Source organism: Lactobacillus sp. A27 (assembly GCF_016742815.1).
GTDB classification, from domain to species: Bacteria; Bacillota; Bacilli; order Lactobacillales; family Lactobacillaceae; genus Lactobacillus; species Lactobacillus gallinarum.
On the sequence record NZ_JAEHNT010000039.1, the window covers coordinates 1 to 25,815 of the forward strand.

Annotated in this window: 21 protein-coding genes and 2 pseudogenes; 20 read left to right on the plus strand and 3 right to left on the minus strand. The window is 32.6% G+C overall.

The window, feature by feature from the left end:
* The first annotated feature begins 444 nt into the window (after positions 1–444).
* The 4 genes and pseudogenes from JEM49_RS06420 to JEM49_RS06435 all read left to right on the plus strand — a co-directional run.
* The gene (locus JEM49_RS06420; RefSeq protein ID WP_025006326.1) at positions 445–996 is read left to right on the plus strand and encodes a C40 family peptidase; all 552 of its coding nucleotides are present in this window, start codon (positions 445–447) and stop codon (positions 994–996) included.
* 325 nt (positions 997–1,321) lie between these two features.
* Positions 1,322–2,035 carry a C40 family peptidase gene (locus JEM49_RS06425; RefSeq protein ID WP_087176935.1) on the plus strand — a complete coding sequence of 238 codons (714 nt, stop codon included), beginning with the start codon at positions 1,322–1,324 and terminating at the stop codon, positions 2,033–2,035.
* Between the two features lie 153 nt (positions 2,036–2,188).
* Positions 2,189–3,157 (plus strand): C40 family peptidase, encoded by a 969-nt coding sequence (locus JEM49_RS06430; protein WP_201874220.1) that lies wholly within the window; start codon positions 2,189–2,191, stop codon positions 3,155–3,157.
* A 520-nt stretch (positions 3,158–3,677) separates the two neighbouring features.
* Positions 3,678–4,127 (plus strand): annotated as a pseudogene (locus JEM49_RS06435) (PBECR4 domain-containing protein); the annotation flags it as partial.
* A 64-nt stretch (positions 4,128–4,191) separates the two neighbouring features.
* Here the strand turns inward: JEM49_RS06435 and JEM49_RS06440 are convergent.
* Complete coding sequence (locus JEM49_RS06440) at positions 4,192–5,205, minus strand: CAP domain-containing protein (protein ID WP_201874222.1); 1,014 nt, start codon at positions 5,203–5,205, stop codon at positions 4,192–4,194.
* A 21-nt stretch (positions 5,206–5,226) separates the two neighbouring features.
* A complete protein-coding gene (hflX, locus tag JEM49_RS06445) occupies positions 5,227–6,492 on the minus strand; it encodes a GTPase HflX (protein ID WP_201874230.1) in 1,266 nt (421 codons plus the stop codon).
* Positions 6,493–7,186: 694 nt separating this feature from the next.
* Here hflX and JEM49_RS06450 point away from each other — a divergent pair.
* From JEM49_RS06450 to JEM49_RS06500, 11 genes are all read left to right on the plus strand, one after another.
* Positions 7,187–8,248 carry an LCP family protein gene (locus JEM49_RS06450; RefSeq protein WP_201874232.1) on the plus strand — a complete coding sequence of 354 codons (1,062 nt, stop codon included), beginning with the start codon at positions 7,187–7,189 and terminating at the stop codon, positions 8,246–8,248.
* A gap of 11 nt (positions 8,249–8,259) precedes the next feature.
* On the plus strand, positions 8,260–9,138 hold the full coding sequence (locus JEM49_RS06455) for a YveK family protein (RefSeq protein ID WP_201874234.1): 879 nt from the start codon (positions 8,260–8,262) through the stop codon (positions 9,136–9,138).
* Between the two features lie 15 nt (positions 9,139–9,153).
* Positions 9,154–9,936 (plus strand): CpsD/CapB family tyrosine-protein kinase, encoded by a 783-nt coding sequence (locus JEM49_RS06460; protein WP_201874236.1) that lies wholly within the window; start codon positions 9,154–9,156, stop codon positions 9,934–9,936.
* 2 nt (positions 9,937–9,938) lie between these two features.
* Positions 9,939–10,709 (plus strand): tyrosine-protein phosphatase, encoded by a 771-nt coding sequence (locus JEM49_RS06465; protein ID WP_201874238.1) that lies wholly within the window; start codon positions 9,939–9,941, stop codon positions 10,707–10,709.
* Between the two features lie 119 nt (positions 10,710–10,828).
* Positions 10,829–11,479 carry a sugar transferase gene (locus JEM49_RS06470; protein ID WP_201874240.1) on the plus strand — a complete coding sequence of 217 codons (651 nt, stop codon included), beginning with the start codon at positions 10,829–10,831 and terminating at the stop codon, positions 11,477–11,479.
* 15 nt (positions 11,480–11,494) lie between these two features.
* Positions 11,495–12,628 (plus strand): glycosyltransferase family 4 protein, encoded by a 1,134-nt coding sequence (locus JEM49_RS06475; protein ID WP_201874242.1) that lies wholly within the window; start codon positions 11,495–11,497, stop codon positions 12,626–12,628.
* Between the two features lie 2 nt (positions 12,629–12,630).
* Positions 12,631–13,683, plus strand: coding sequence for a glycosyltransferase family 2 protein (locus tag JEM49_RS06480; RefSeq protein WP_201874244.1), 1,053 nt, complete (start codon positions 12,631–12,633; stop codon positions 13,681–13,683).
* A 2-nt stretch (positions 13,684–13,685) separates the two neighbouring features.
* A complete protein-coding gene (locus tag JEM49_RS06485) occupies positions 13,686–14,633 on the plus strand; it encodes a DUF6625 family protein (protein ID WP_201874246.1) in 948 nt (315 codons plus the stop codon).
* Complete coding sequence (locus JEM49_RS06490; RefSeq protein ID WP_201874248.1) at positions 14,626–15,537, plus strand: glycosyltransferase; 912 nt, start codon at positions 14,626–14,628, stop codon at positions 15,535–15,537. The genes JEM49_RS06485 and JEM49_RS06490 overlap by 8 nt, the downstream gene beginning before the upstream one ends.
* A 2-nt stretch (positions 15,538–15,539) precedes the next feature.
* Complete coding sequence (locus tag JEM49_RS06495; RefSeq protein ID WP_201874250.1) at positions 15,540–16,637, plus strand: EpsG family protein; 1,098 nt, start codon at positions 15,540–15,542, stop codon at positions 16,635–16,637.
* Positions 16,638–16,651: 14 nt separating this feature from the next.
* Positions 16,652–17,722: a glycosyltransferase family 4 protein gene (locus tag JEM49_RS06500; RefSeq protein WP_201874252.1), complete on the plus strand. Its 1,071-nt coding sequence runs from the start codon at positions 16,652–16,654 to the stop codon at positions 17,720–17,722.
* 301 nt (positions 17,723–18,023) lie between these two features.
* Here JEM49_RS06500 and JEM49_RS06505 read toward each other — a convergent pair.
* Positions 18,024–18,878: pseudogene (locus JEM49_RS06505) on the minus strand (IS982 family transposase).
* A gap of 247 nt (positions 18,879–19,125) precedes the next feature.
* On the opposite strand from JEM49_RS06505, the gene JEM49_RS06510 reads away from it, so the two are divergent.
* The 5 genes from JEM49_RS06510 (at position 19,126) to JEM49_RS06530 (ending at position 25,401) form a co-directional block, all read left to right on the plus strand.
* Positions 19,126–20,136 carry a glycosyltransferase family 2 protein gene (locus tag JEM49_RS06510; RefSeq protein ID WP_201874254.1) on the plus strand — a complete coding sequence of 337 codons (1,011 nt, stop codon included), beginning with the start codon at positions 19,126–19,128 and terminating at the stop codon, positions 20,134–20,136.
* Positions 20,137–20,574: 438 nt separating this feature from the next.
* The gene (locus JEM49_RS06515) at positions 20,575–22,047 is read left to right on the plus strand and encodes a flippase (RefSeq protein WP_201874256.1); all 1,473 of its coding nucleotides are present in this window, start codon (positions 20,575–20,577) and stop codon (positions 22,045–22,047) included.
* Positions 22,048–22,061: 14 nt separating this feature from the next.
* A complete protein-coding gene (locus JEM49_RS06520) occupies positions 22,062–24,005 on the plus strand; it encodes an HAD-IA family hydrolase (protein ID WP_201874258.1) in 1,944 nt (647 codons plus the stop codon).
* Positions 23,995–25,008, plus strand: a complete 1,014-nt coding sequence (locus JEM49_RS06525) for an acyltransferase family protein (protein WP_201874260.1) — start codon at positions 23,995–23,997, stop codon at positions 25,006–25,008. The genes JEM49_RS06520 and JEM49_RS06525 overlap by 11 nt, the downstream gene beginning before the upstream one ends.
* 216 nt (positions 25,009–25,224) lie before the next feature.
* Positions 25,225–25,401 carry a hypothetical protein gene (locus JEM49_RS06530; protein WP_172998541.1) on the plus strand — a complete coding sequence of 59 codons (177 nt, stop codon included), beginning with the start codon at positions 25,225–25,227 and terminating at the stop codon, positions 25,399–25,401.
* The last annotated feature ends 414 nt before the right edge of the window (positions 25,402–25,815 follow it).

Sequence of the window (25,815 nt, forward strand, 5' to 3'; positions counted from 1 at the left end):
AATCTGTCGAACGCACCATATTCGTGATTGGAATGCGGCCGTGAACATCTTAGAAAAAGGATTAGGCAAGTGGCAGAATCCTAAGATAAAAGAAAAAAGCAGCCTAAGCTAGGCTGCAGTCCGCTAGCAATTCGCGGACTTAAAAGGCTTTGGTAAATAGACGACCTCTATCGGCAATAGTCAAAAGACTATTGCTGGTAAGTCAAGTCCGTATCTAAGAAAGTTGGTGTTCTGGTTAGCGTAAGCTAACGAGCCACTAAGCCCTAGACTTCAGTCTAGGGTAGTTGACTATACAATGTTTCTTAACGTGATGGTAGTTCTTTTGAAACAATTATGTAACATTCAGAAGGTATTATATTAACCGTCAACTGATTTAAGAAATCAATTAAATTTGAAACAAATGTTAAATAAACGAAATCTATAATTTAAGGGAGACAATTAATTTTGAATTTAAAACGTACTTTAGTTAAATACACTGCAGCTTTATCAATTTTCTTTACAGGTATCTCAGCTATTAATGTTCCAGCTACTGTTCACGCTGACGAAGTTTCAACCAGTACTGTAAATACTGACAATTCAATGTCAGATATCGAAACTTCAACTCCAGCTGCAAGTACCGTTAAGAAGACTTCTGCTGTTACTAAGAAGCGTAACGCAATTGTTAAGCTTGCTAAGAAGGAAATCGGTAAACCTTACGTTTGGGGCGCAGCGGGCCCTTACGCATTTGACTGCTCAGGTTTAACTTCATACGTTTACAAGAACGCAATTAACAAGACTTTGCCAAGAACTACTTACGGTCAAATCACTCTTGGTAAGACTGTTTCAGTTTCAACTAAGACGCTTAAGAAGGGTGACTTGTTATTCTGGGGTAACTACCACGTAGGTATCTACATTGGCGGTGGCAAGTTCGTTCACGCTCCAGCTCCTGGTCAAAATGTTAAGACTCAAACCTTAGCATCATTCTTCCCATCATCAGCTAAGCGTGTTATCGACTAATTACATTTAAAGTTATGTCTTTCTAAAGATTATTAGTAAAAGGAGTTAGGTGAATTTCACCTAGCTCTTTTTTTTACATAGTAAATTATTTTTAGTTCTATGTGGTTCATCTATGTCATTTGACTGTTTTTGAAGAAATGTAAGCCGTTTAATATTTATTAAATTAGTATTATTTTTGTAACATTCATGTAACATAAGGCATTTATTATAGAGTCTGTTGAATAGTTAATTAAGTTTAAAGATTTTCCGATAAAATAAATTTTCGTTACCAAAATATAAAAATCTAATAACTTGTGATATAGATATAAACATAATAGGAGAATATATGAATATTAAAAGTAATTTTGTAAAAGTTACTGCAGCTGCTGCTTTAACTCTGACCGGTGTAGCTACAGTAAGTGCTGTTAAGCCAGATTCAACTACTGCTAATGTTCAAGCCGCTACTACTAGAGTAAAGATTAATTATGTTCCAGGTTATGGTGTTAATATCTGGGATAATTACAACCATGGTCATTTTACTGGTCAACGTGCACCACACGGCACTACTTGGAATGTTATTAACCAAGCAACTGATAAGAAGGGTCGTACTTGGTACCAAGTTGGTGAAGGCCAATGGATCATGGCTCAATACACTGTGCCAGCTAATTCCAAGAAGGCTAAGAAGTCAGTTCAAGCAACTGGTGATGCATCAGCTATTGTTACTTTAGCTGAAGCACAACTTGGTAAGAATTACGTATGGGGCGGTACCGGTGCCAACGGTTTTGACTGTTCAGGTCTTACTTCATACGTTTACTCAAAGGCTGCTGGTGTGAACATCGGTAGAACTACTTACGATCAAGTTAAGCAAGGTTCAACTGTTTCTATGAATAACCTTCAACCTGGTGATTTGCTTTTCTGGGGTTCAGCTTCAGCTCCATATCACGTAGGTATTTACGTTGGTAACAATCAATACATTCACGCAGCTACACCAGGTCAAGGCGTTATCAAGCAAACTTTGAGTAGTTACTTCTACCCAAGTGTTGCTAAGCGTGTTTTATAAAAAAGAGATTATCAAACTAAAGTGGGCTATGTATTGGCTCACTTTTTGCATTATTAAATACTAATCGTTGTTAGTTGCTCTTTTTCTGCGTAAATGCAATAATGAAGTCGTTAGTTATAAAGTAGTAAGTTTTGCTACTAAGGGGATTGAAGAATGACTAAACATAAATTATTTAAGTTGGGGGCAGCTGCGGCACTTACTGTCACAGGTGTCTCTGCGATTACGTCGCTGAAAACTGTCCGCGCAGCCAACTTTACTGCGATTAAGAGGGTAAAGATTAATTATTTACCCGGTAAGGGCTTAAACATTTGGACTAATTATAATAAGGGTAAGTTCATGGGTTACCGTGCAAAAGACGGTACTATTTGGAACGTTGCCGAAACTGCTGTAGATAAGAAAGGTAACCTTTGGTATAAGGTTGGTACGCGTGAATGGATTGAAGCGCGTTACACCGTTGATGTCGGGATGGACACGCCGGCTTCCACCAATGCCAAAACTAAGGACAAGGTAACCAACGTATCTACCAAGAAGAAGACGAGCAAGAAAACAACGCCGAAAGTTAATAACGTTATTTCTTTGGGTACTGTAACTAAGAAAAGTACCAAGAAGTCGACTAAGACTAAGTCTAAGGTCGCTAAGGTGAAGAAGGCTAAGCAAATTGTTGATGCGGCAGTGAAAAAGACTAGTAAAAAGTCAACTACCAAGAAGGTTGCATCAACGCAAGCCTCAAGTAGGGCCGGTGCCATCGTTGCTTTAGCTAAGCAACAAGTTGGTAAGCCTTATGCCTGGGGTGCTAATGGTCCAGACAGCTTTGACTGCTCTAGCTTGGTGCAATATGTCTTTAAGAATGCGGCTGGTATGAACTTGCCTCGTACTACCTATGATCAAGTCAAAGTTGGTAAAACAGTTTACCAAAAGAGTCAGGCTAATGGTCAACCCGTTTCCGCAAGCAATTTACAAGTAGGAGATTTGTTATTCTGGGGTTCAGAAAGCGCACCATATCACGTAGCCATTTACATTGGTAATAATCAATATGTCAATGCGGCAACACCTGAACAAGGTACGATTTTGCAGACAATGACTAGTTACTTTGCACCAACGATTGTTAAGAGAGTTTTATAATTTGAATATTAAAAAAGTAGTTACTATGTATTAATTGCAAAGTAACTACTTTTTATTTTCTACTTCAAATGCCCTTTTTGTCTGAAAAATCTAAAGGTATAAGTGTAATATTTGCCCCTTTTTACCTTATACTTGTGAGTGTTCTAATATCTAATAATCGATTATCTTGTATTAGATTTGCTCATTTTGTATAATAATGGCACAGGAACAAGTTCCTAATGAGCGGTCGGCTCATGGTCAATCTGATATTTCAATAGGACGTAAGAGCCTAACAGGTTGCGAGAACCAGAACTAATCTCGATATTTAATCTTGGACATAAGGGCCAAGCAGGTGGCAGACACCAGAACTAAACCGACCATGATGAGTTCGCACATTATGTGTGGACTCATTTTTTTTGGAGAGAATAATGCGTAAAAAATACAATTATAGAAAATTAAGACCTAGAGAATATTCATACATTAACCGGTTCTTAGATGATATTCATAGAGCTGCTGTTTTTTATGAGGTAATAAGAAAGTAACGTTTTATACGGCTAAGACTTCAATTACAGTGATTGCATCTGTTACTAATTTTATGCACTTATGTGGTATCTCATATTTAAGGGGTAGTAAGAATTTTTTCCTTAGTGCTAAATACAGAAAAATAGATTTAGACAAAGTTTTGATCAAAAAAGACGAAACTACGTTTCAAAAATTACAAGTTTTAAGCGCATTTCCTGAATTGATTAGTGGCAATGTTAGGTTAACTGGTCGGGGAAGATTTTTGGTGCTCGACTATGATTATGCATTACGTACGTCTAGACAACTTTTGGCATTAACACTGATAAATCAAAGTGCAAAAGCAATTCCACAATCATTATTAAACTTGCATAAAAAGATGTTTGAGAAAGGTGCCTCAGTTGTTAGAATTGAATCACAAGATTTTAATTCTGACCAAATTACGGTTTTATTCGAAGAACAATCAAAATAAGGCAAGGATCTCTCCTTGTCTTTTTTGTTGCACTTTTCATTTTCAGTAAAATTAGTTACATTTTCTACTTCAAATGTCCTTTTTGTCTGAAAAATCTAAAGGTATAAGTATAATACTTACCGATCTTTACCTTATATTTATGAGTATTAATCAACTTAGTCTTGCCAGGTTGGTAAGTAATCGTCGTAGTGTAGCCGTCGCCATAAAAGGTCGTACCAAAATTACGGACCCGCGTTGCACGGTAGCGTTTCTTAGTCGTCATATCGGTGATATAAATCTTAGGCGTTCCTGTAATTTTCTTCGTTGTGGAGAAAGACCAGGGCGTCTTTTTACCGACTAATTCATATGGAAAGACGCGGCTAGCCGGATAAACCATCGTGTCTACAACAGGATCACGCAAAATGTCGTCCGCAAACCAGCCGTTTTGCACGGAGTAGAGCACATTGTTGCTGACACCATCACCATAAGCGGCGCCGATGCCCATCCGGGTTGCGCGAGCTGACAAAATCAAGGCCCGATGGCCGATGTTACCCTTACCAGCGATGTTGTTGTCTTCGCGAATCAGGTCCGTGACGATATCACCCGCTGTAGCGCCGTTATTGGATTCTAAAAAGTTAACGTTACCCAAAGTGGAATTTTCGGCGATATTCCAATCAGTTTCATTGAAATAAAATGGCCGAGTGTAACCTAGTAAACCGTGGACGTTTAAGTCTTTTTTAGCATTAACTGCGGCTAAGGCAGCAGCACCAATTTGGGCATGTGAATTATCATCGGCATGATTCAATTCGGTAGGCAAGCCTGCTAATGAGCGGTAGTAATTGACGTAGCTCATGGTATCAGGGATGTAGGACGGATTTAAACCCCCGGCTGAAAAAGGCAGGCCAAAGTTTGGCTGCTGTGCATAAATATTTTGCTTATTATACTTAACCTTGCTTAAGGCATGATACCGTTTTTGAAACTGACGTACTTGTTTGGCCTCAGTCTTGGAGTATTTTGCAGCATGGGTGGTCGTCGTGTTGATGCCAAAAGCGGCAATAATCGCAGTCGCAGCGACCAGCAATTTGCGTTTGATATTCATTTTTCTTAATTTCCAGTCTAGCTAGACCAAATATTGTTTGTAGCGTCCTTGGTCGTCGGGCGCAATGTTGGCCTTGAGATGCACGCCGTCGTCTTCGTAGTCTTCGCTTAAGACTTGGGCGTTTTCGTGTAAGTAGGCCAGTTCCTTACCAGCAGAAAGCGGCAAGAGCAAGCTGAATTCTTCATAATTGGAGAAGACGTGTTTGGTGATTAAATCGGCCAGCATCTTGATCGACTTCGGATCAATTGCTGAATAAAGGATATCGTTACCTTCAATCTGAGGATAATTGCGATCAGTCTTGTCAGCTTTGTTGTAGGCGGTGATCATTGGGATACCCTTGACACCGATTTCATCTAATACGTTTTGCGTGGTGCGGATCATCTGCACCATGTTCGGGTCAGATGCATCAACTACGTTGATTAAAAGATCGGCATCCTTGGTTTCTTGCAAAGTTGCCTTGAATGATTCAACTAGGTTGTGAGGCAGTTTTGAGATAAAACCAACGGTGTCGGACAGGATAAAGCTGAAGTTATCCTTTAGGTCAATGCGTCGCACGCTAGTGTCAAGCGTTGCAAACAGCATGTTCTTCACGAAGACTTGCTTGTCGGCACCTTCTTTGGAGAATTCCTTGAGCAAGCCATTCATCGTGGTTGACTTGCCGGCGTTGGTGTAGCCAACAAGGGCGACTTTAGGGATGCGACTTTGGTTGCGGCGAGCTGATTTGATCTCTTCTTGACTAGCCACTGCCTTGAGTTCCTTCTTGATGGCAGAAATTTGCTTGCCGATGGTCCGGCGGTTTAATTCCAGCTTACTTTCACCGGCACCACGGTTGGAGTAACCACCGCCACGCTGCTGGTCTAGGTTGTTTTCGGAGGGATGCAAGCGTGGCAATTCGTATTGCAAGCGAGCAAGTTGTACTTGCAACTTAGCTTGCTTAGTGCGAGCACGACTGGCAAAAATTTCCAAAATTAATTCAGTTCTGTCGATGACCCGCATCTTGGTTAATTTTTCCAGGTTACGGATTTGCACTGGGGTTAATTCATCGTTTAAAACTAAGACCTTGGCCTTCAAGCCTTGGGCCATTGTTCTGATTTCGTTAATCTTGCCGACACCGAAGTAAGTCCCGGCAACGATTGATTCTGCGTTTTGGTAACTTTGTCCCACGACTTCCATGTTGTTGGCTTCAGTTAAGTTAGCCAGCTCTGTCATGTAGTAGTCGAAGTTGGGGTCATTCAAGTTGACGCCCGCGATATAAGCTTTTATTTTTTTAGGTTGATTATCGATCATGAGTCCACCTCGTTATCTAGTTTGTATATCTATATTGTATTACAGTTGCTTATAATAAGGAAAAAAGGTGAATGAGTGAGTATTCAAGAACGTGTCGTTTTCTATTGTGAGCTCTGCAAATGTGTAGCTAAAATATTTTAAACATGCTATAGTAAGTTTATAGGATTGACCAATTTGTAAAATTGATCAAAAAATAAGAGCAAAAAAGCCGTTACTCGAAGTAGACAAAAGAGTAACGACTTTTTATTTTCACCAAATTTTAGGACATTAAAGTTCTGTGTAAATGGCTAAGGCTAACGGCGCTTGTGCTTTTTCCGCTTTCGTTGATCGTGCCGCCTTGTGCGATGACGATTATCTAGCCACTCATCAAACAGCTTCTCTAGAGCATGAGACACTGCATTCACAACAATAGACGCAACTACGGCGGTTAATAGGATTACCATACTTGCAAAATAATTACCTCCTAATGCAAAAATGGACATTGGGAGGAGCACAAATGCCAATCACAATTATAACAAACACTTATTAAATCAATTAGAATTTTAAAATAATAGCAACAAAAATACGCATTTATTCCCCGAAAAATCTGCCAAATTCCTCAATATTTTCATTTGTAACCCTTTTCTACCTAGCCAAAATGCATTTTATGAGTATATAATAGGAGGGATTTGTAAGATTATAAAAGGGGACAAACATGTCAGATAATAATGATCAAAGTCAAAGACCGATGCATCATCATCACCGTCACCACCATCATCGCCATCACCACCGCAAGTTTTGGCGAGGATTCTGGATTGTAATTGGTGTGATTATTGTCATCGGACTTTTTGTTTGTGGTTACATTTATAAGAATTTGCGTGATACCACACAAAACATGTATACGCCTGTTGCTAAACAAACCAAGAGTAATAAGGGACGTAATTTAGATACGCTATTGAATGAAAAGAAGCCAATCAATATTTTGCTTCTTGGTACAGATACCGGTGCTATGGGACGTCATTGGAAAGGTAGAACTGATACCATGATGATGATGACCATTAATCCAAAGAAGAATAGCACGACTATTATTTCTATTCCACGTGACTCTAATGCAATCTTCCCGGACTTCCCACAATATGGGGTAACGAAGATGAACTCAGCGTATACTTTGGGCGGAGTTGCTGAAACTGTTAAGACTCTTGATAAATATTACAGTGTGCCAATTGATGGCTATATCATGATTAATATGGGCGGCTTGAAGAAGGCAATCGATCAAGTTGGTGGTATAGATGTCACTTCACCACTTACGTTCAATAATATGGGCTACCACTTCGAAGAAGGTAAGACTTACCATATGAATGGTAAAAAGGCATTAGCCTTTGCTCAACTTCGTCACGGAGATCCACGTCAAGACTATGGTCGTCAAGATCGTGACCGCCGCGTAATTATGGCGCTTCTTAAGAAGTCTGTTTCACCGACAACCTTGTTGAATTCTAAGTTCTTGAATTCAATCTCTGATGAAATGCAGACAGACTTGACCATGAACCAGATGTACAAGATTGGTATGGATTACCGCAAGGCTACTGATAACTTGAGCCAAGATCATGCTCAAGGTGTAAGTAAGCAAACTATGAATCCTAAGTTTGGCTTAATGGAAATTGAAGTTGTAAGTAAGGAAGAAAGACAAAGAGTATCTGATAAGATTAGGGATGCTCTTGAATTGCCTAAAGTAAAGGTAGCGGCTAATAAGGACAGCTACGTTATGAATCGTAATTAAAGGAAAGACAGATGGAACAAGAACAAAAGCAAACTGATAATACAATTGATCTTACTCAATTATTTCAACTTTGCCGCAGACATATCTGGGCATTGATTCTCTGGAGTGTAGGTCTTGCCTTAGTCGGCTGGGGAGTTTCAGAATTTGTAATTTCTCCTAAATATACTTCAACTGCTCAATTATTAGTTAACCAAAAGAGTCGTAACAATGATCCAAACGCTGCTTATGCGACTCAACAAGCTAACATGCAGATGGTTACTACTTATAAAGACATCGTAACAAGTAACAAAATTTTGACAGAAGCCTCTAATCGTTTAGCTAATCCAACTGTTGTTGTGAAAAAAGCACAAAAAGCAGTGTACAGAACTGATGAAAATGGTAGAAGAAGATTAGTGAGAAAAGCTCGCCCAGCTGTAATTGAACGAAGCGGTAAGAGTTATTCAGTTTCTGCAAAAGAACTTGCTAAGAGTATTTCAGTAGGTACCCAACAACAATCACAAGTCTTCTCAATTTCAGCTAAGGCTGATACACCAGCTAAGGCAAAGGCAGAAGTAAATGCAGTAGCTGAAACTTTCCGTAAGGAAATTCCTAATATTATGAGTGTCAATAATGTAACAATTGTGGCAAATGGTACTAATGGTGTTCAATCATCACCTAACGTTAAGCTATTTACCCTAGCGGGCTTCGTAGTTGGTTTGGTATTAACTTTCGCAGTAATTATGATTCGTGAAATGAACGATACCACTGTCCGTGATGATGAATTCTTAACTCGTGAATTAGGCTTAACTAACTTAGGTCAAATTGCTCACTTCCACTTGTCATCTTCATTTACTATTAAAAACAATTCCAATATGACAAAGCGCGGACAATCTAAGAGACGTAGAGTATAAGAGTAGGAGGACAAAATGCCATTATTTAAGAAAAAGCGTGGTACAGATGATACCATTAAAAATGGTGCTAAGTTAATCACTGTAGCTAAGCCAAAGAGCCCAATAGCTGAACAATTCCGTACTGTTCGTACTAATATTAACTTTATGGCAGTGGATCATGACATTAAGTCTTTAGCATTTACTTCTGCTAATATTAGTGAAGGTAAATCTACCGTGGCTGCTAACGTTGCTGTTACTTATGCTCAAGCTGGTCGCAAAGTTTTGTTAATCGATGCTGACTTGCGTCGACCCACAGTACATTCAACATTTAACTTAAGTAATCATGTTGGTCTTAGTACAGTTATCTCTTCAACTGCTAAGGAAGTTGATCTTGATAGTGTAGTACAAGAGAGTGGCGTAGATAATCTTTACGTGTTAACGGCTGGTCCGATGCCACCTAACCCAGCAGAACTGATTGGTTCTAAGCGTATGCGTGACTTTGTTAAACTTACCGAAGAACGCTACGATTTGATTATTATCGACTTGGCTCCTGTTCTTGAAGTATCTGATACACAAGAACTTGCTAGTCACTTAGATGGGGTTGTCTTAGTAGTTCGCCAAGGTAAGACGCAAAAGATGGCCATTAAGCGTGCTGTTGAAATGCTTGAATTTGCAAAGGCACGTATCTTGGGTTACATCATGAATGATGTAAGTTCTGATAATGCGGGTTATGGCTATGGTTACGGATACGGCTATGGCTATGGCTACGGAGAAGAAGATACAAAGAAAAAAGGATTGTTCTCTAAATTTAGGAAGTAATTATGACTTTAGTTGATATTCACTGTCACATTTTGCCGGGGATTGATGATGGATCAAAAGATTGGGAAACATCAATTAAGTTGGCAAGGGATGCTGTAAAAGATGGTGTGACACATGCGGTGTGTACACCACATACGTTAAATGGAAAATATCTTAATCACAAAGATGATGTGATTCGGTTAACTGAGAACTTTCAAGATATGCTTGATGAAGCAAAGATTCCATTAACAGTATTTCCTGGGCAAGAAGTGCGAATCTCAGGTGATTTACCTGATGCACTAGATAATGATGACATTCTCTTCTTAGATGAAGAGGGACAATACATGTTATTGGAGTTTCCAAGTGATGATGTACCAACTTATGCTAAAGATATGATCTTTAGCATTCAACAGCGCGGCATCACGCCAATTGTTGTGCATCCGGAACGTAACAGTAGAATTTTAAAAGAACCACATATCTTGCAAGAATTAATTGAGCAGGGATGCTTAGTGCAAATTACTGCTAGTTCTTATATGGGGACTTTTGGCAAGAAAATTGAAGAAATGTCACGCAAGTTTATCGAAGCAGGCCAATGTGCCTGTTTTGCTTCGGATGCGCACGATTTGCCTAAGAGACAATATCAATATAGTGAAGCATTGAAAAAGCTGAGTAAGGAATTTGGGAGTGAACTTGCTCAACAATATCAAGATAATGCTCGTGCATTTGTAAATGGTGACAATGTACAACTAGATTGGCGCCCATTAGGCAAAAAGAAAAAATTCTGGCTATTTTAATCTGCAAATCTGCAGATTCATACCATTAGCTGAATATTTGTGCTATTTTGGTTAAAAAAGAGTGTCTATTTTACAGAAAAGTACTATAAATATACGACATTGAGGGTAAGAGGAAAATGATGGTAATGGAGAAACTAAAAGTTAATCCGGCTAAAGTGCATGGGCGGTATGTTTATCACGCAGTGAAAAGATTGTTTGATATTATCGCAAGTGCAAGCGGATTGATTCTGCTGTCTCCATTATTTTTATTTTTAATAATAAAAATAAGACATGAAGACGGTGGACCAGCATTCTATTCACAAGAACGAATTGGTAAAGATGAAAAACCATTTAAGATGTGGAAGTTTCGTTCAATGGTTGTCAATGCAGATCAAATGATTGATCAACTGGAAGATCAGAACGAAATTAATGGTGCAATGTTCAAGATTAAGGATGATCCAAGAATAACTAAGATTGGACATACTATCAGAAAATACAGTCTTGATGAATTACCACAACTCTGGAATGTATTGATTGGTGATATGTCACTAGTTGGTCCACGTCCGCCTCTACCTTCCGAAGTGGAAGAGTATACCGATTATGATAAGCAGAGATTGCTTGTGATGCCGGGATGTACAGGGTTATGGCAAGCTACCAAGCGTAATGAAGCTGACTTTGATGAGATGGTTTGGCTTGATATCGTGTATATCAACCATTCTGGAATATTGGAAGATTTTAAGCTAATTATTAAGACAGTGGGTGTCGTTGTGCATCCTAATGGAGCATATTAAGAGGAGAAGCGAATAATGAATAAAAGAATCCGCGTTCTTCACGTTGCAGAGGCTGCAGGTGGTGTAGAAAGATATTTGCAGACTTTATTTAAATATAGTGATAAAGAGCAAATAGAGAATATTTTAGTTTGTTCGCAAAATTATGATTATAAAAAAATGAAGTCACTTGCTGATAGAGTGATTGTCTTAAAAATGGCTCATCAAATTAATCCTTCCTCTGATATTAAAGTAGAAAAAGCTTTGCGAAGAAATATTAAACAACTTAAACCAGATATAGTTTATGCTCATTCAAGCAAAGCAGGGGCTTTGGTTAGAATTGCTGATTTAGGATTAAAAAATAAAGTTATCTATAATCCACATGGATGGGCATTCAATATGCAACAATCAGCAAAGAAAAAAGAGATGTACAAATGGGTTGAGAAGATTTCAGCCCATTTTTGCGATAAGATAGTTTGTATTTCTGACGCTGAAAAAGAGTCAGCTTTAAGAGAAAAAATTTGTAAACCATCTAAACTACAAGTGATTTATAATGGCGTTGATTTAGAAGAAATAAAAAATACAGTTCCTAAAACAAGGAAAGAACTTCATATCCCAGAAGATGCATTTGTAGTGGGAATGGTAGGAAGATTGTCTAAGCAAAAGGCACCGGATGTCTTTGTTAAAGCAGCTAAGTTAATTAAAGACAAAATTCCTAATGCCTACTTTTTGATGGTAGGTGATGGTGAATTACGTGACCAAGTTGAAGAGATGATTCATAAATTTAATCTTGATTCATCATTTTTAATTACTGGCTGGATTGATAATCCAACAGCTTATATGAAAGTAATGAATGTTGGTTGTTTACTTTCTCGGTGGGAAGGTTTTGGCTTAGTCCTTCCGGAGTATATGGCTTGTGGAGTTCCTATCGTTGCTACTGATGTTGATGCTATACCTAATATTATTAAGAATGGAAAGAATGGTATATTGGTAGATAAAGATGATTATATATTAACTAGTAATGTGATTATAAAGCTTTTTAATGATGAACAGTTTCGATATGATTTAATTAAGTTGGAAAAAGCCGTTGTTAAACAAAAATATAGTGTAAAAAGAGTCATAAACGAAAATATTATTATGTATAGTCGATTAATGGCCACTTTTGGAGCTTAGATATGAAAATAAGTATTATTATTCCTGTTTATAATGTTGAAAAATATATAACTAATTGTTTGAGTAATATATTGAATCAAACTTATAAAAAAATAGAAATTATTGTGGTTGATGACGGATCTACTGATGAATCAGCCATCTTGTGTGATAAATTTGAAAAAGAATATCAAAATATTAAGGTTGTACATCAAGAAAATAAAGGATTATCTGGTGCTAGAAATACTGGTTTGAAATATGTTACTGGAGAATATTTTTTCTTTTTAGATGCAGATGACTGGATAGACAAAGATTATGTAAGGCAGTGTGTATCTTTTTTAAATAAAGATAAACCAGATATTTTGGTAACATCCTTTAAGAAAGAATATAAAGATAAAACAGTTGGTGTCACTTTAAACGTAAAGCCTAAAAAAAGAATTAATATAAAAAATGGTAGATCATTCTTTTTGCGTAGATTAATTGGTGAATATGGAAAAGAATTAAAGCATCCAGGTAAAATTGAAGACTATAATCCTGCATGGGGAAAATTTTACAAAAGTAGAGTATTTAGGCAACAAAAATTTCTAGATAATAGAAAATATCGTTCAGAGGACTTATTATTTAATATCGATGCATTTTATAAGGCTAAGAGCTACGAATACTTAAATACAGTATATTATCACTATAACAAACAAAATGAAGGATCAATTGTAAGTAGTCATGACCCTGTTTTATTTAAACAATTTAATAAGCTTTACGGGTGGATTGATCATTTTATAACAGAAAAAGATTTGCCAGAATTATATAAAAAATCATTAAATAATAGAATTATATTAAATTTGATAACGATTTCAATAAATGAATGTATGCTGACGCCTGATAAATTTAAAGATAATAAAGAAAAGTTTATTAATATTTTGAATGACGATTTATATAAGAAGGCCTTTTCGAAATTTTCTTACACAGAACTCCCATTGAGTTATAAAATATTTTTTAAGCTTTGTGAGTATAAGAGAGTATATTTACTAAGAACTATGGTAAAAATAGCAATGAGTAGGAGAGAAGAAATTAAAAGATAGATATGAAAAAAGGTGCATTTATAATTCCATATTTTGGACAATTTAATAATTATTTTCAGTTATTTTTGAACTCATGTAAATATAATCCAGATTATGATTGGATTATATTTACTGATGATAAAACAAAATATAATTTTCCCAAAAATGTAAAGGTTCATTATATTACTTTTAATGAGATTAAAAATTATATTCAAAAGAAATTTGATTTTAAGATAGCTCTTACCTATCCATATAAGTTTTGTGATCTTAGGCCTATGTATGGATATATTTTTTCAGACTATTTAAAATCTTATCCATTTTGGGGACATTGTGATGCTGATCTATTATTTGGAAATATTGATGAGTTTATAACTGATGATGTTAGAAGTAAATACGATAGAATAGGGATATTAGGTCATTTTACGCTTTATAAAAATACTAAAAGAGTGAATGAAGCCTTTATGTTACCTTTGCATGGCGAAGAAAGATATAAAGAAATTTTAACAACTAATCGTAATTTTTCTTTTGATGAAGAATTTAATGATAGTATTAATAATATTTTAGTTGAGCACAATTTCAAGATTTTCCGTGATGTTCATGAGGCTGGACTGTATACTAAAACCTCAAATTTTAGGTTAAATCATGTTAGACCGGATTGGGGATATGATATTGAACCTAAAACTAAGAATTTATTTGTTTGGAGTAAAGGAATATTAACTAGATATATATTAAAGAATAATCACGTTATAGTAGAGGATTATTTGTACATTCATTTTCAATCTCGACCGATGAAAGTGAACACTAATGATTTTGATGTATTCAAAATTATTCCAAATTCTTTCGATAATTTAGAAGTTGATAATATTTCTAGAGAAAAGTTTCCGAAATGGAAGCATTTTAACTTACATTATTTTAAGTTAAGAAGTAAAAATTTAGTTTTAAAGATTAAAAAGAAGTTTATTAATGGATAAAGTACAAGTTTTAATGTCTTCATACAATGGAGAAAAATATATAGAAGAACAAATAGATAGTATTTTAAAGCAAGTAGGAGTAGATATACAATTATTTATTAGAGACGATGGTTCAACTGATAAAACCATACAAATAATTAGAAAAAAATCACGAGAATATCCTAAAAAAATACAATTAATCTGTGGTCATAATATGGGTTATAAAAAAAGCTTTATGGATTTAGTATATATGTGTCCCGATTTCTATGATTATTATGCTTTTGCTGATCAAGATGATGTATGGCTAAAAGATAAGGTTCAAAAAGGAATTGAACAAATAAAAAAGGAAGATTCTAAATATCCAGTACTTTATTATGGAATGATGACGCAAGTAGATAATAAATTATGTGTAATGAAGGATCAACAAAATTTTAAAGCAGTTCCTAATTATAAAATGATATTATTTCAAAATTTTGCCCAAGGTTCTACTATTATTTTTAATAATTCGCTTTTAGTAATGATAAAAAAATATAAGGCAAATTTTGAAGTTGCTCATGATATTTGGTTACCATTGGTAGCTGATTTTACTGGAAAAGTTATAGGAGATAAAAACTCATATATATTATATCGTCGCCATAGTTCTGCTGTAACGGTAAAGATGCATAATAAATATTGGTATGATCTTATAAAAGCTATTTTTAGGGGAAAGATTGTACCTAATTACGCAATACCATTATTGGAAGGCTATTCAGGTTATATATCCAGTGAGAAGAAAGAGTATTTGAAGCAGTTACTAGATTATAAAAAATATAATAATAAATTAAATTTACTATTAGACAAAATGGTTAGAAAAAATACATTAAAAGGTACTATTTTGTTAAAGATGGCTATTATGTTTAATAGATTAGATGACAAAGTTGAGTAGTTATGGAAAGTAATGCTTGGTTATATATAAATATAACGTTATTAATAACAATAGTAGGTTTTTTTATAAGAAAGAATAAATTATTTTTCTTATTACAACTGGTATGGATGCAGTTGATAATGGGATTAAATACCTACAGTATGGATTGGGAAAGTAATGAGAATGTCTTTTTAAATGCCAATACGACTTCTAATGCTAGATCGGGTATATTTTTAAGACTGTATGACATTATAGCTGTATTTTTTAAGAATATTGGGCTAAATTACATTACTTTTAATTTTATATTTTGTTTAATTTCTACAGGAATAGTAGGATATATTATTTATAGGTTATGTAAAAATCCATGTATAGTTATATCATATATATATATATATCCGTTTATTGATAATGTTATACAAAAGAGAGCATATTATGCTTTAGGTTTTATTATATTAGGTTTTTATTTATTTTTTAAAATTAAGTCTAAGCTTTTAAAGAATATTGCTTATTTATGTTGTATCATTTTAGCATGTCAGTTTCATGTGCTAGCAATATTGGGATTTAGTTTTGTTATATATGAATTATTATCTAATAATTATAAAAAAATTTTTGTTTCTTTAGTAATATTATTAGGATTTTTATTTAGAAGTAAATTTGCTTATATTATTAGTATATTAAATGTACAATCTTTAAATGAAAAAAGTGATTTATATTTTAATCAATTAGCAAAAAGTTCGACATTATTCCATTTGATTTTTTGGATTTTTTGGCAAGTAGCTTATTTGTTAATTATTATTTATTGTATTAAAAGGTTTAATTTAACTACTAAATTACCTAGTTATGTTTTAGACTTAAATGTTTGGGCATTAATTTTGTTACCATTTTATACATTTGATCCAGTTTTTTCAAGGATATTTAGAGTTGTAATGATATTTAATTATATTGTTATTTCTAACAATATAAAAATTAAAGATTTAAAAATTAATAAAGATAGTATTTACATATTATTCTCTCAAATTATATTAAGTTGTTTGTCATTATATGTATTTGTATTTAATTCACCTTTTGGATTCGATAACATGGTTCTAAATATTTTTCAAAATAATGTATTATTAAGGTAAGTAGGAGTAACGTTATGAACATTAAAGATAGACAAATATGCTTTGTTTTACCACAATTTTATAATCATCCTTCTGGTGGGTATAAAGTAGTGTTTGAGTATGCTAATAGATTTGCAAAAGATAATATAAATGTAGTAATTTTATTTTTAAATGATAATGCATTAAGTAGATTTTATATCCCTAAAAAAATTAAAGAAGTAATAATGAATGTTAGGACTAATTTAGGTCCAAAATGGTTCTCTCTTGATAAAAAAGTTAAATGCTATTCTTCTACTCAAAGCAATCTTTTAAAAAAATTAAGACATGTTACAGATATAATTGCAACAGATGCAACAACTGTTAAATATGTTGTAAATTCTTTTCATAATGCAAATAAGTTTTATTTTATTCAAGGCTTTGAAAATTGGAATATGGATTTAGAGGAACTATACGAAACCTATAATTGTGGATTAAAAAATATAGTTATTTCAAAATCATTAAAGAAAATAGTAGATGAACACAGTAGTTATAAAGCGTTCTATATAAGGAATGGTATAGATATAGGAAAGTATTGTATTCACATACCTGTAAATAACAGAAACAAATATTTAATTGGCATGTTGTATAGTGACTCGAAAGTTAAGGGAAGCGAGTATGTAATTCAAGCTTTAAAAAGAGTGAAACAGTCGTATCCTAAGTTAGAAGTAATAATGTTTGGAACATCTAAGTTGACTACTAAATTACCAAAATGGTTTACATATGTAAAAGATGCAACACAAAAGGAGACTATACAAATATATAATAGAATCAATATATTTGTATCTGGTTCAATTAATGAGGGATTTGGTTTGACAGGATTAGAAGCCATGGCCTGCGGTGCTGCATTGGTAACAACTGATTATCCAGCAGTTCATGAATATGCAATTAATAATATTAACTCAATAATAGTTCCTACAAAAGATACTAAAATGATGGCTCACGCGATAATTAGGTTGATTGATAATAGTACTTTACATACAAGATTGACTACTAATGGTGTAAAAGATGCTCGAAGCTTTGCATGGGATGTATCGTATAAAAAAATGAAAAAAATAATATTGAATTAATTTAAATCTTTGGAATAAATCGTTAGAGTATCTTCTCATGAATGATTAAAAAATATTGTTCAAGTTCTATTTAATCAGAACAAAATCAATAATTTTTTGTATGAAGGCAGTTAAGGAATTGTTTCGTTAACATTCGAATGCTTTAGAAAGCTATATACTACATGAGATGTGTCTATGGTCGTTAGTTGATATTGTATATCAGTTAATATGGCCTAGTTTAGACATCTAACACTTCTAAGCAGATAATTTTTAGTGGTAAATATCTAGATGTACTTATTTCTATATTACATTACGCGTGGTGCTAGTTAAATCGTTCTAGACAATAAGCTAGATTATAAGTCAGAATGGCAATTTCTAATCGTGCTTGAAAGCCAGTTAAACTGCGCGCTCGATTGTTCTCGGCGTTGTAATAGGTTAGAAGTGAAAAGTCGCTTTCAATTGTTCTGCGAATAGCCATCAATTGATGATCATTGTGCTTTTTAGCTCCTGTCGTATTTTTACGATATGGTGTCCAAAGTTCGTAACCCATTTGTTTTAGCTGCTGATGCAGTTCTTTGCCTAAATAGCCTTCGTCGCCAAGAAGATAGTAATTAGATGGATGGGTATTTTCCATCAGTTTGTCTCCCTGGCATCATGAACTGATGCCTTTGTTACGACATAATCAAGAATGTAACCGTCATCGCTAACAATCGCATGAACTTTGAAACCATAGAAGTAAATTTTCTTGGTGGCCTTATAACCAATGTTGGCATAACCGCGAAAAAATTTAACACGATAGTTGCGAATTGGTTGGCAAACAGGTACCGGAAAGCTGTTAATGATCAAGAACTGTCCATTCAGGTCAACCTTTTTATTCATTTCTTGCCGTATCTGATAAATCAATTGCAATAGCTGACGTGAACGCCGATTAAAACGTGAGTGTGATAAACAATTGAAACATTCACAGAATCTTCTTTGTGATTCAATTCCTGTCTTAGCTTGCCAGATAAGTAAAGCCAAAATCAGACTGTCCGTAGTTTTAATTTGATCAATATTTTGCCGATGAGTAAACTCAGCCGGTGCATACAAACGATACCAGTGCCGACAAATTATCACTAAATCTTTAAAACTAACTTGTCTTAGGGTGGCTAAAACGCTTAAGCTTAAGGCAGTTCAATCAGATCAGACTCTTTTCTTTTTGATACTACAACTTGAGTCTAGTCCGATTGGACTTTTTTATTAACTAAAACGATTTAACTAGCACCACGCGTTTATAATGTATGTTTAGTAAAATAGAGTGAAGCTTAGTAGAAATTATTAAGATACTAAAGATTGTAAAATACCGTTATCTTGTCGACTTGAATATAAAGTTTATATCAAATTGTTAACTCTTATTGTATATGAGTATCAATGAAAGGATAAAAATGAACAAAATAAAACCAATTATTTCAGTAGTAATTCCAGTATATAATGTTGAAAAATTTTTAAGATTGGCTTTAAATTCAGTAAAAAATCAGACTTTTAAAAATTTTGAAGCAATTATAGTAAATGATGCTTCTACCGATAATTCATTAAAAGTGGTAAATGATTTTTTAGTTGATTCTCGATTTAAACTATGTAATTGTAAGATCAATGGTGGATTGTCTAAAGCAAGAAACATGGGAACCAAACTTGCAAAAGGAAAATACATTTATTATTTTGATTCAGATGACATTTTACCCACAAATCTTTTTGAAAATTTATTAAAAAATTTTGATGAAAAGATTGATTTAATTAGTTTTAATCATTGTAATCTATCTGTGCAATCAGTTTCTAAGATAACGCAAATAAAAAGTATAATTCAATATGATCATGTGGGTTTAATGGATTTAGTACTAAAGGATCAAATTAACCATGCACCATGGTCATATATATTTAAAAGGCAAATTTTAATTGATAATCCATATATTACTTTCCCAAATGGACATAACTTTGAAGATATTTCTTTTAATGTAGAATTATTTTCAAAGGTGAATAATGTGAAGATAATAAATTTTAGTCCAGCAGGTTATTTCTATAGAGATGGGAGAAATGGATCGATTTCTAATTCTTTTGATGGCGAAAAACTTAATAATCAAATTGAAGATAAACTCTTTTTAGATGATATTAAATACAATATTTTGCTAAAAGAAATAAAGAGTAAACGTAAAGTAGATATGTGGTATGTTAATGAATTATGTGAAATGTATATCGAATATAAAGAATATTTATTAAAGAATAGTTATAATATCTCTTCTTCAACAGATATGTTACTGAAAAAAGTAGTGAAAAAAATCAAGAACAAAAAATATATATTACGGTACTTACCATTAAAGCAAAAAATCAAGAGCGAGATTATACTCATACCAATTTTTAGAAATATATTAATTAGATTACTCATAATTAAAAAGAGTTAACTTAATTATATTGATTATATTGCGAGTATGAAAAAGCATAATTTAATAATTGAGTTTATGAATAGCTAAATTAAAAAGTCGTCAAGCGTCCTAGTAACGGGTATATTGAGACAACTATTTAGCTTATCTTTAATTTCTGCTTTAAGTCTTAGGTGTTGGCGAAGCCCTTTTAAAATAATGCCATTTATTTGTGCACAGCAAAACTTTATAAAAAGAACCAGTTCTTACGTCTTATAACTAGAGATTTAACGACTCATTCGACCTTGCTGGATAATTCAGTGCCACACTCTATTGTTTTTTGATGAGTTAATTCAAACGATATTAGACTTGGAAAAGACTAAAACATTATAATATTATGCGTATTTAATTGCCTAGGAGTGTAAAGTAACTATATTTTAATCGACACTAATTAAAAAATATTAATCGGAAGTGATAACAATGTTTTCAACCAAGAATAATAAATTTAAAATACGCTCGATGAGAGTTAATGTGCTTTTGAATATGTTATATACACTAATGAACACTATATTTCCACTTATAACATATCCTTATATTTCTAGAGTTTTAGATCCAACAGGAATAGGTAAAGTGAACTTCTTTTCACAAATAGCAGGTTATTGTACTATGTTTGCAAGCTTAGGAATTGGAACTTATGGAATACGTGCGGTGGCTGAGACGAGGAACAATGAAGATGATTTATCTAAAACTGTGAAAGAACTTTTACGCATTAATATATTATTAACAATTTTAGTTCTTCTTATATATTGTGTGATGGCAGTTTGTATACCACAATTTAAATCTAATATCGGTCTTATTTTAATAAATGGGTTAGCAATAGCAACAAATCCATTTTCTTTAGATTGGCTTTATTCAGGATTGGAACAATATGATTATATAACTAAAAGAGATTTTTTCTTTAAAATAATATCAATTATTTGTATTTTCATATTTGTAAGAACTCAGTCGAATTATTATATATATGCACTGATATTAACAGGTGCAAATGTAGGATCGACGATTTTTAATTTCGCCTATGCATTAAAAATTATTGATTTTAAATTTAAGATAAAATTAAATTATCAAAAACATTTAAAGCCAATGCTAACTTTATTTGCTTCGGGGCTTGCCGTTAGTGTATACCTTAGTTTAGATACGATAATGTTAGGATTTATAAGAGGAAATAGAGAAGTTGGATTATATACTACTGCAACAAAGATAGAAACAGTTTTATTAGCGGTCGTTAATGCTATCAGTGTAGCTCTTTTACCAAGATTATCCGCATATATTCAACAAAAAAGATATCAAGAATTTAATATCGTTTTAAAACAATCGATATCTGTAATTTCTATTATTACCTTATCGTTATGTTCTTTTTTTATAATCACTGCAAAGGATTGCATATTAATATTAGGCGGTAGTAGTTTCTTAGGTGCGACTTTAAGTATGCAACTATTGATACCAATTTTAATAGTATCCGGCTTTTCGAATATTACAGGGAACCAAATTTTAATTCCTCAGGGGAAAGATATGTGTTTTACAATAGCTGTAAGTGTTGGTGCAATTGTGGATATAGTAATAAACTTTATAGTTATGAAGCAATTTGGAGCAGCAGGTGCGTCATTTGCAACTTTAATTGCTGAAATAGTACAGATGAGTATTCAGATCTTTTATGCAAGGAAGGATGTTTTTAGAAATATTGATTATTTATCAATTATAAAAGCTTTTTTTGCAGTCACTATTTCATCGATACTGTTATTAATAGTAACCCCCTTTTTGGAAAAGATACCTTTGCTAATAGGGATGGTGATTAAAGCTGTAATATTTTTTGTCCTGATTTTCTTGCTTCTATTGCTTTTTAGAGAGAAAAACATTCGTAACTTAGCAAAAGCCATAATAAATTATTTGGATTAGTGAGGGATTGTAAAATGAAGTTAAGTTCCCAACAAGTCATTAATAATATAAAACAATATAAATATGTTTCTTTTGATGTATTTGATACTTTATTAAAAAGAAATGTTGAACGTCCTACTGATTTATTTACTATTCTTGAGATGACAGGATTATCAAAGTATGGATCAATTTTTAAAAATTTTAAATCTATTAGAATAAAGGCTGAACAAGTCGCAAGAAATAAAGTGAATGAGGAAGTAACCCTTGATGATATATATAAAGAATTAAAGGGAAAATTTCCTAATAATATTAGATATTGGGCACAAGAAAAGGAAAAAAAACTCGAATATAAATATTGCAATATTAATGAAAATATTAAACCTGTTTACGATTACTGTATTAATAATAATAAAAAAATTGTAATTATAACTGATATATATTTACCGCAAAGTCTTATTGAGGAGATGCTTAAAAAATGTGGGATAACTCAATGGGATGCATTATTTGTTTCAAGCACAATAGGTTTAACTAAAAGTACTGGAAATTTATTTAAATATGCATTAGATAAATTAAACATAATTAGTTCATATTTAGTTCATATTGGTGATAATAATATTAGTGATGTAAAGAAAGCAAAAGAAAATGGAATAAGATCTATTCATATTCCAACGCAGATAGTGAATATTACTTATAAAAAAAGGTCAGTTAATAATATTTGGGATAATGTTATGCAAACTTTTTTAAATAATAATATTTTATCTGTAAATGAAAATCACAAGCTAGGATATGAGAATATGGGACCATTATTATATGGATTATGTACTTGGCTAATAAAAGAATTAAAGAGAGAAAAAATTAAGAAAGTATATTTCATGTCTAGAGATGGTCAGATTATGAAAAAAGCTTTTGATATATTAAATACTGATCGTAATATACAATCGTATTATTTTTATGCCTCTCGGAGAGTACTACAAGTTCCAGCGTTAGCGCTTAATAGTGCTAGTTATGTTAATTTTATTAATAGTTTACATTGGGAAGAAAATTTTACTTTTAAATACTTTTTAAAATCTCTCGGGCTTGAAAATTCTATAATTCAAAAAGAGATCTCAGAAAAATACCAGATAGACTTAAACAAAAAATTTAGCTCGCAAAATTTAAGTACTAATTCAATTTTGAATAATGTCTTTAAAGGTGAAAAAAATACAATTTATCAAAATGCCAAAGATGAATTAAATTGTTTAATGGGATATATTCATCAAATCAAAATGGATAGAAAAATAGCAATAGTTGATATTGGCTGGTTTGGCAATATGCAGCGAAATTTAGAAAGGATCTTAAAGGCGAAAAATGAAAATATAGATATGCATGGTTATTATGTTGGAATAATTCCCAATAAAAGTCATGCTACAGAGATTAAAATGAAGGGATACTTATTTGGACCAAAATTTAATTTAGATCTTTTTAAGGCAGAAAATCATGTAAATGCATTGTTTGAACAAATTTTTATGGCTGATCATGGTTCTGTTAAGAGATTGGTGAAAGTTAAGGCTACAAATAATTATATTCCGATAACGTATCCATATGAGCAAAAAAGCAATTTTGCAATTAATTTGTTGACTAATTACCAAAATGGAGCACTTCAATTTTTGAGAGAGGTTTCTTCAAAATTAGGAAAGCTAAATATAAGTAGTCATTATGCTTTTAGTGGAATTTACCAACAGTTTATAAATCCAACACATAAGGATGCACATGATTGGGGAAACATAGTATTTAAGGATGTTAATGAGCAATATTTTGTAAAGGATAATTATTATTTTTCATTTTTACGTTTTCCAAATAAATTCTTGAAGAGCTATAAAAGTAGTATGTGGAAGGAAGGTTTTTTAAGTGTCCATACGAAGAACAATTTAAATTATTATTGGATTGTTACGCATTTACATAAGCCAAAACTGTGGAGAAAGAAAAAAAATGAAAGATAAAACAAGAGATACTCGTTTTGAAATATTAAGAATTATTTCTATGCTTTTTATAGTTCTATGTCACTTTGGAATAGATGGTAATTGGCATAATAATGTTGGTATAACACGATTAAAAACCATACAATTTCATGCATTAGGCCAGGTTGGTGTATATATTTTTGTAATGATATCTGGCTATTTTTTATCAACTAGAGCAACTAATTTGAAAAAACAAATAAATCGTGTGGTACCTTTATGGGTTGAGGTAGTATTCTATTCTTGGTTAATTTTAATTATAGGTTTTTTAATAAAATTTAAAAGTTTAAATAAAATTACAATAATTGATTCTATATTTCCTATTTCTTTTTCAGAATATTGGTTTATGACTAGTTTTATTATTTTGATGCTCTTACTAGGTCCGATAAATCAATTTATAGCTACATTAAATGAGAAAAATTTTGTTTTGTACTTTGGTATAATTTTCTTCTTTTCTGGAGTAATTCCAGTTATAAAGACCTTTAGAGCACCATTTGGGGGGGTAATGAGTTTCAGCATTTTATTAAGTGCATATTTAATAGGATCGTATTTACGTAAGTATAACGTAAAAGTCAATTCTTCAATTAGTATTATATTAATTATACTAGGAATTGGATTAGAATATTTAATGATGTATTTATTACGTTATAAAAATATAACCAAATTTAATTATGGACTATTACCAATGATTGCCGCAGTAGGAATCTTTACTTTATTTTTAAACCTTAGCCCTTTTTATAATCGTGTAATTAATTACTTTTCTACTTCGGTATTAGCAGTTTATCTTATAACTTGTAGTGAAGTTTTATACTATTATTATCAGAAAAAAGTTTTTAACTTAGGAGAATTTCAAGATACCCCATTGCTTTTAATCGTAGAAATAGCTGCTGCAATTATTAGTGTTATAGTGCTTTGTTTAGTAGATAAGATATTTAGACCGATCTATTTAAAGATATCTGATAAAATATTGCAAAACTTTGTTAAGTAATTGAAGCGTAAATACCCAATAACCAATGTCATTAAGTTAAGGCATTGACAATCTAGCTTTGATTTTTTTAGTACTTATTTAATATTTGATTTATTAAATTAGTGCTTTTTTATAAGTGCCAAATAACCGATGGTATCGTCTTAGCCGTAAGCGTCATATAACTGAGTATCTTTTTTCAGGTATGCTAATCTCATCAAATTGATGGATGTTAAGAATATGATCGAAAAACAACAGCCAATTGTGGCATTAAACCATCCAGTGAGACCGAAAAAGACTCGCCCACCACGTAATAATCTATTGCTTAGCTTAAAGAAGAATGACCTAGAATTAAACTTTTATAGTAGCTTAGATTCTGAGTTAATGAATAAGATTTTAGAAAAGATTTTATCATGATTAAGCTTAGCGACTTGGGTCAGGTTTATATCGTTTGTGGCAAGACCTATCTGCGAAAGGGCATTGATGGACTTTTATTTTTTACAAAGTGTTCAACTTAATTTTACGATCGACCTTTATAAAATGTTTAGTGGAATAAATTTTTTATTAAAGAGGACTATGTCCTCCTTTTTTAATACAATAAAAAACCTGTTAACAGCTTATCATATTGATAAGTCATCAACAGGAAAAATTATAGAGCCATTTTTTGTTGTAAAATATGAGAATACTAAGATTTTAAGGTGGTGATTCGTAAGCGTCAAATAAAATAGTGTACTTAAAAAACGTCCTAGTTACTGTTATACTGAGACGGTTATTTAAGTTCTTTTATTTACAATTCTTCTGGATCTTCTCTTGCCACGGTAAATAAGCTTC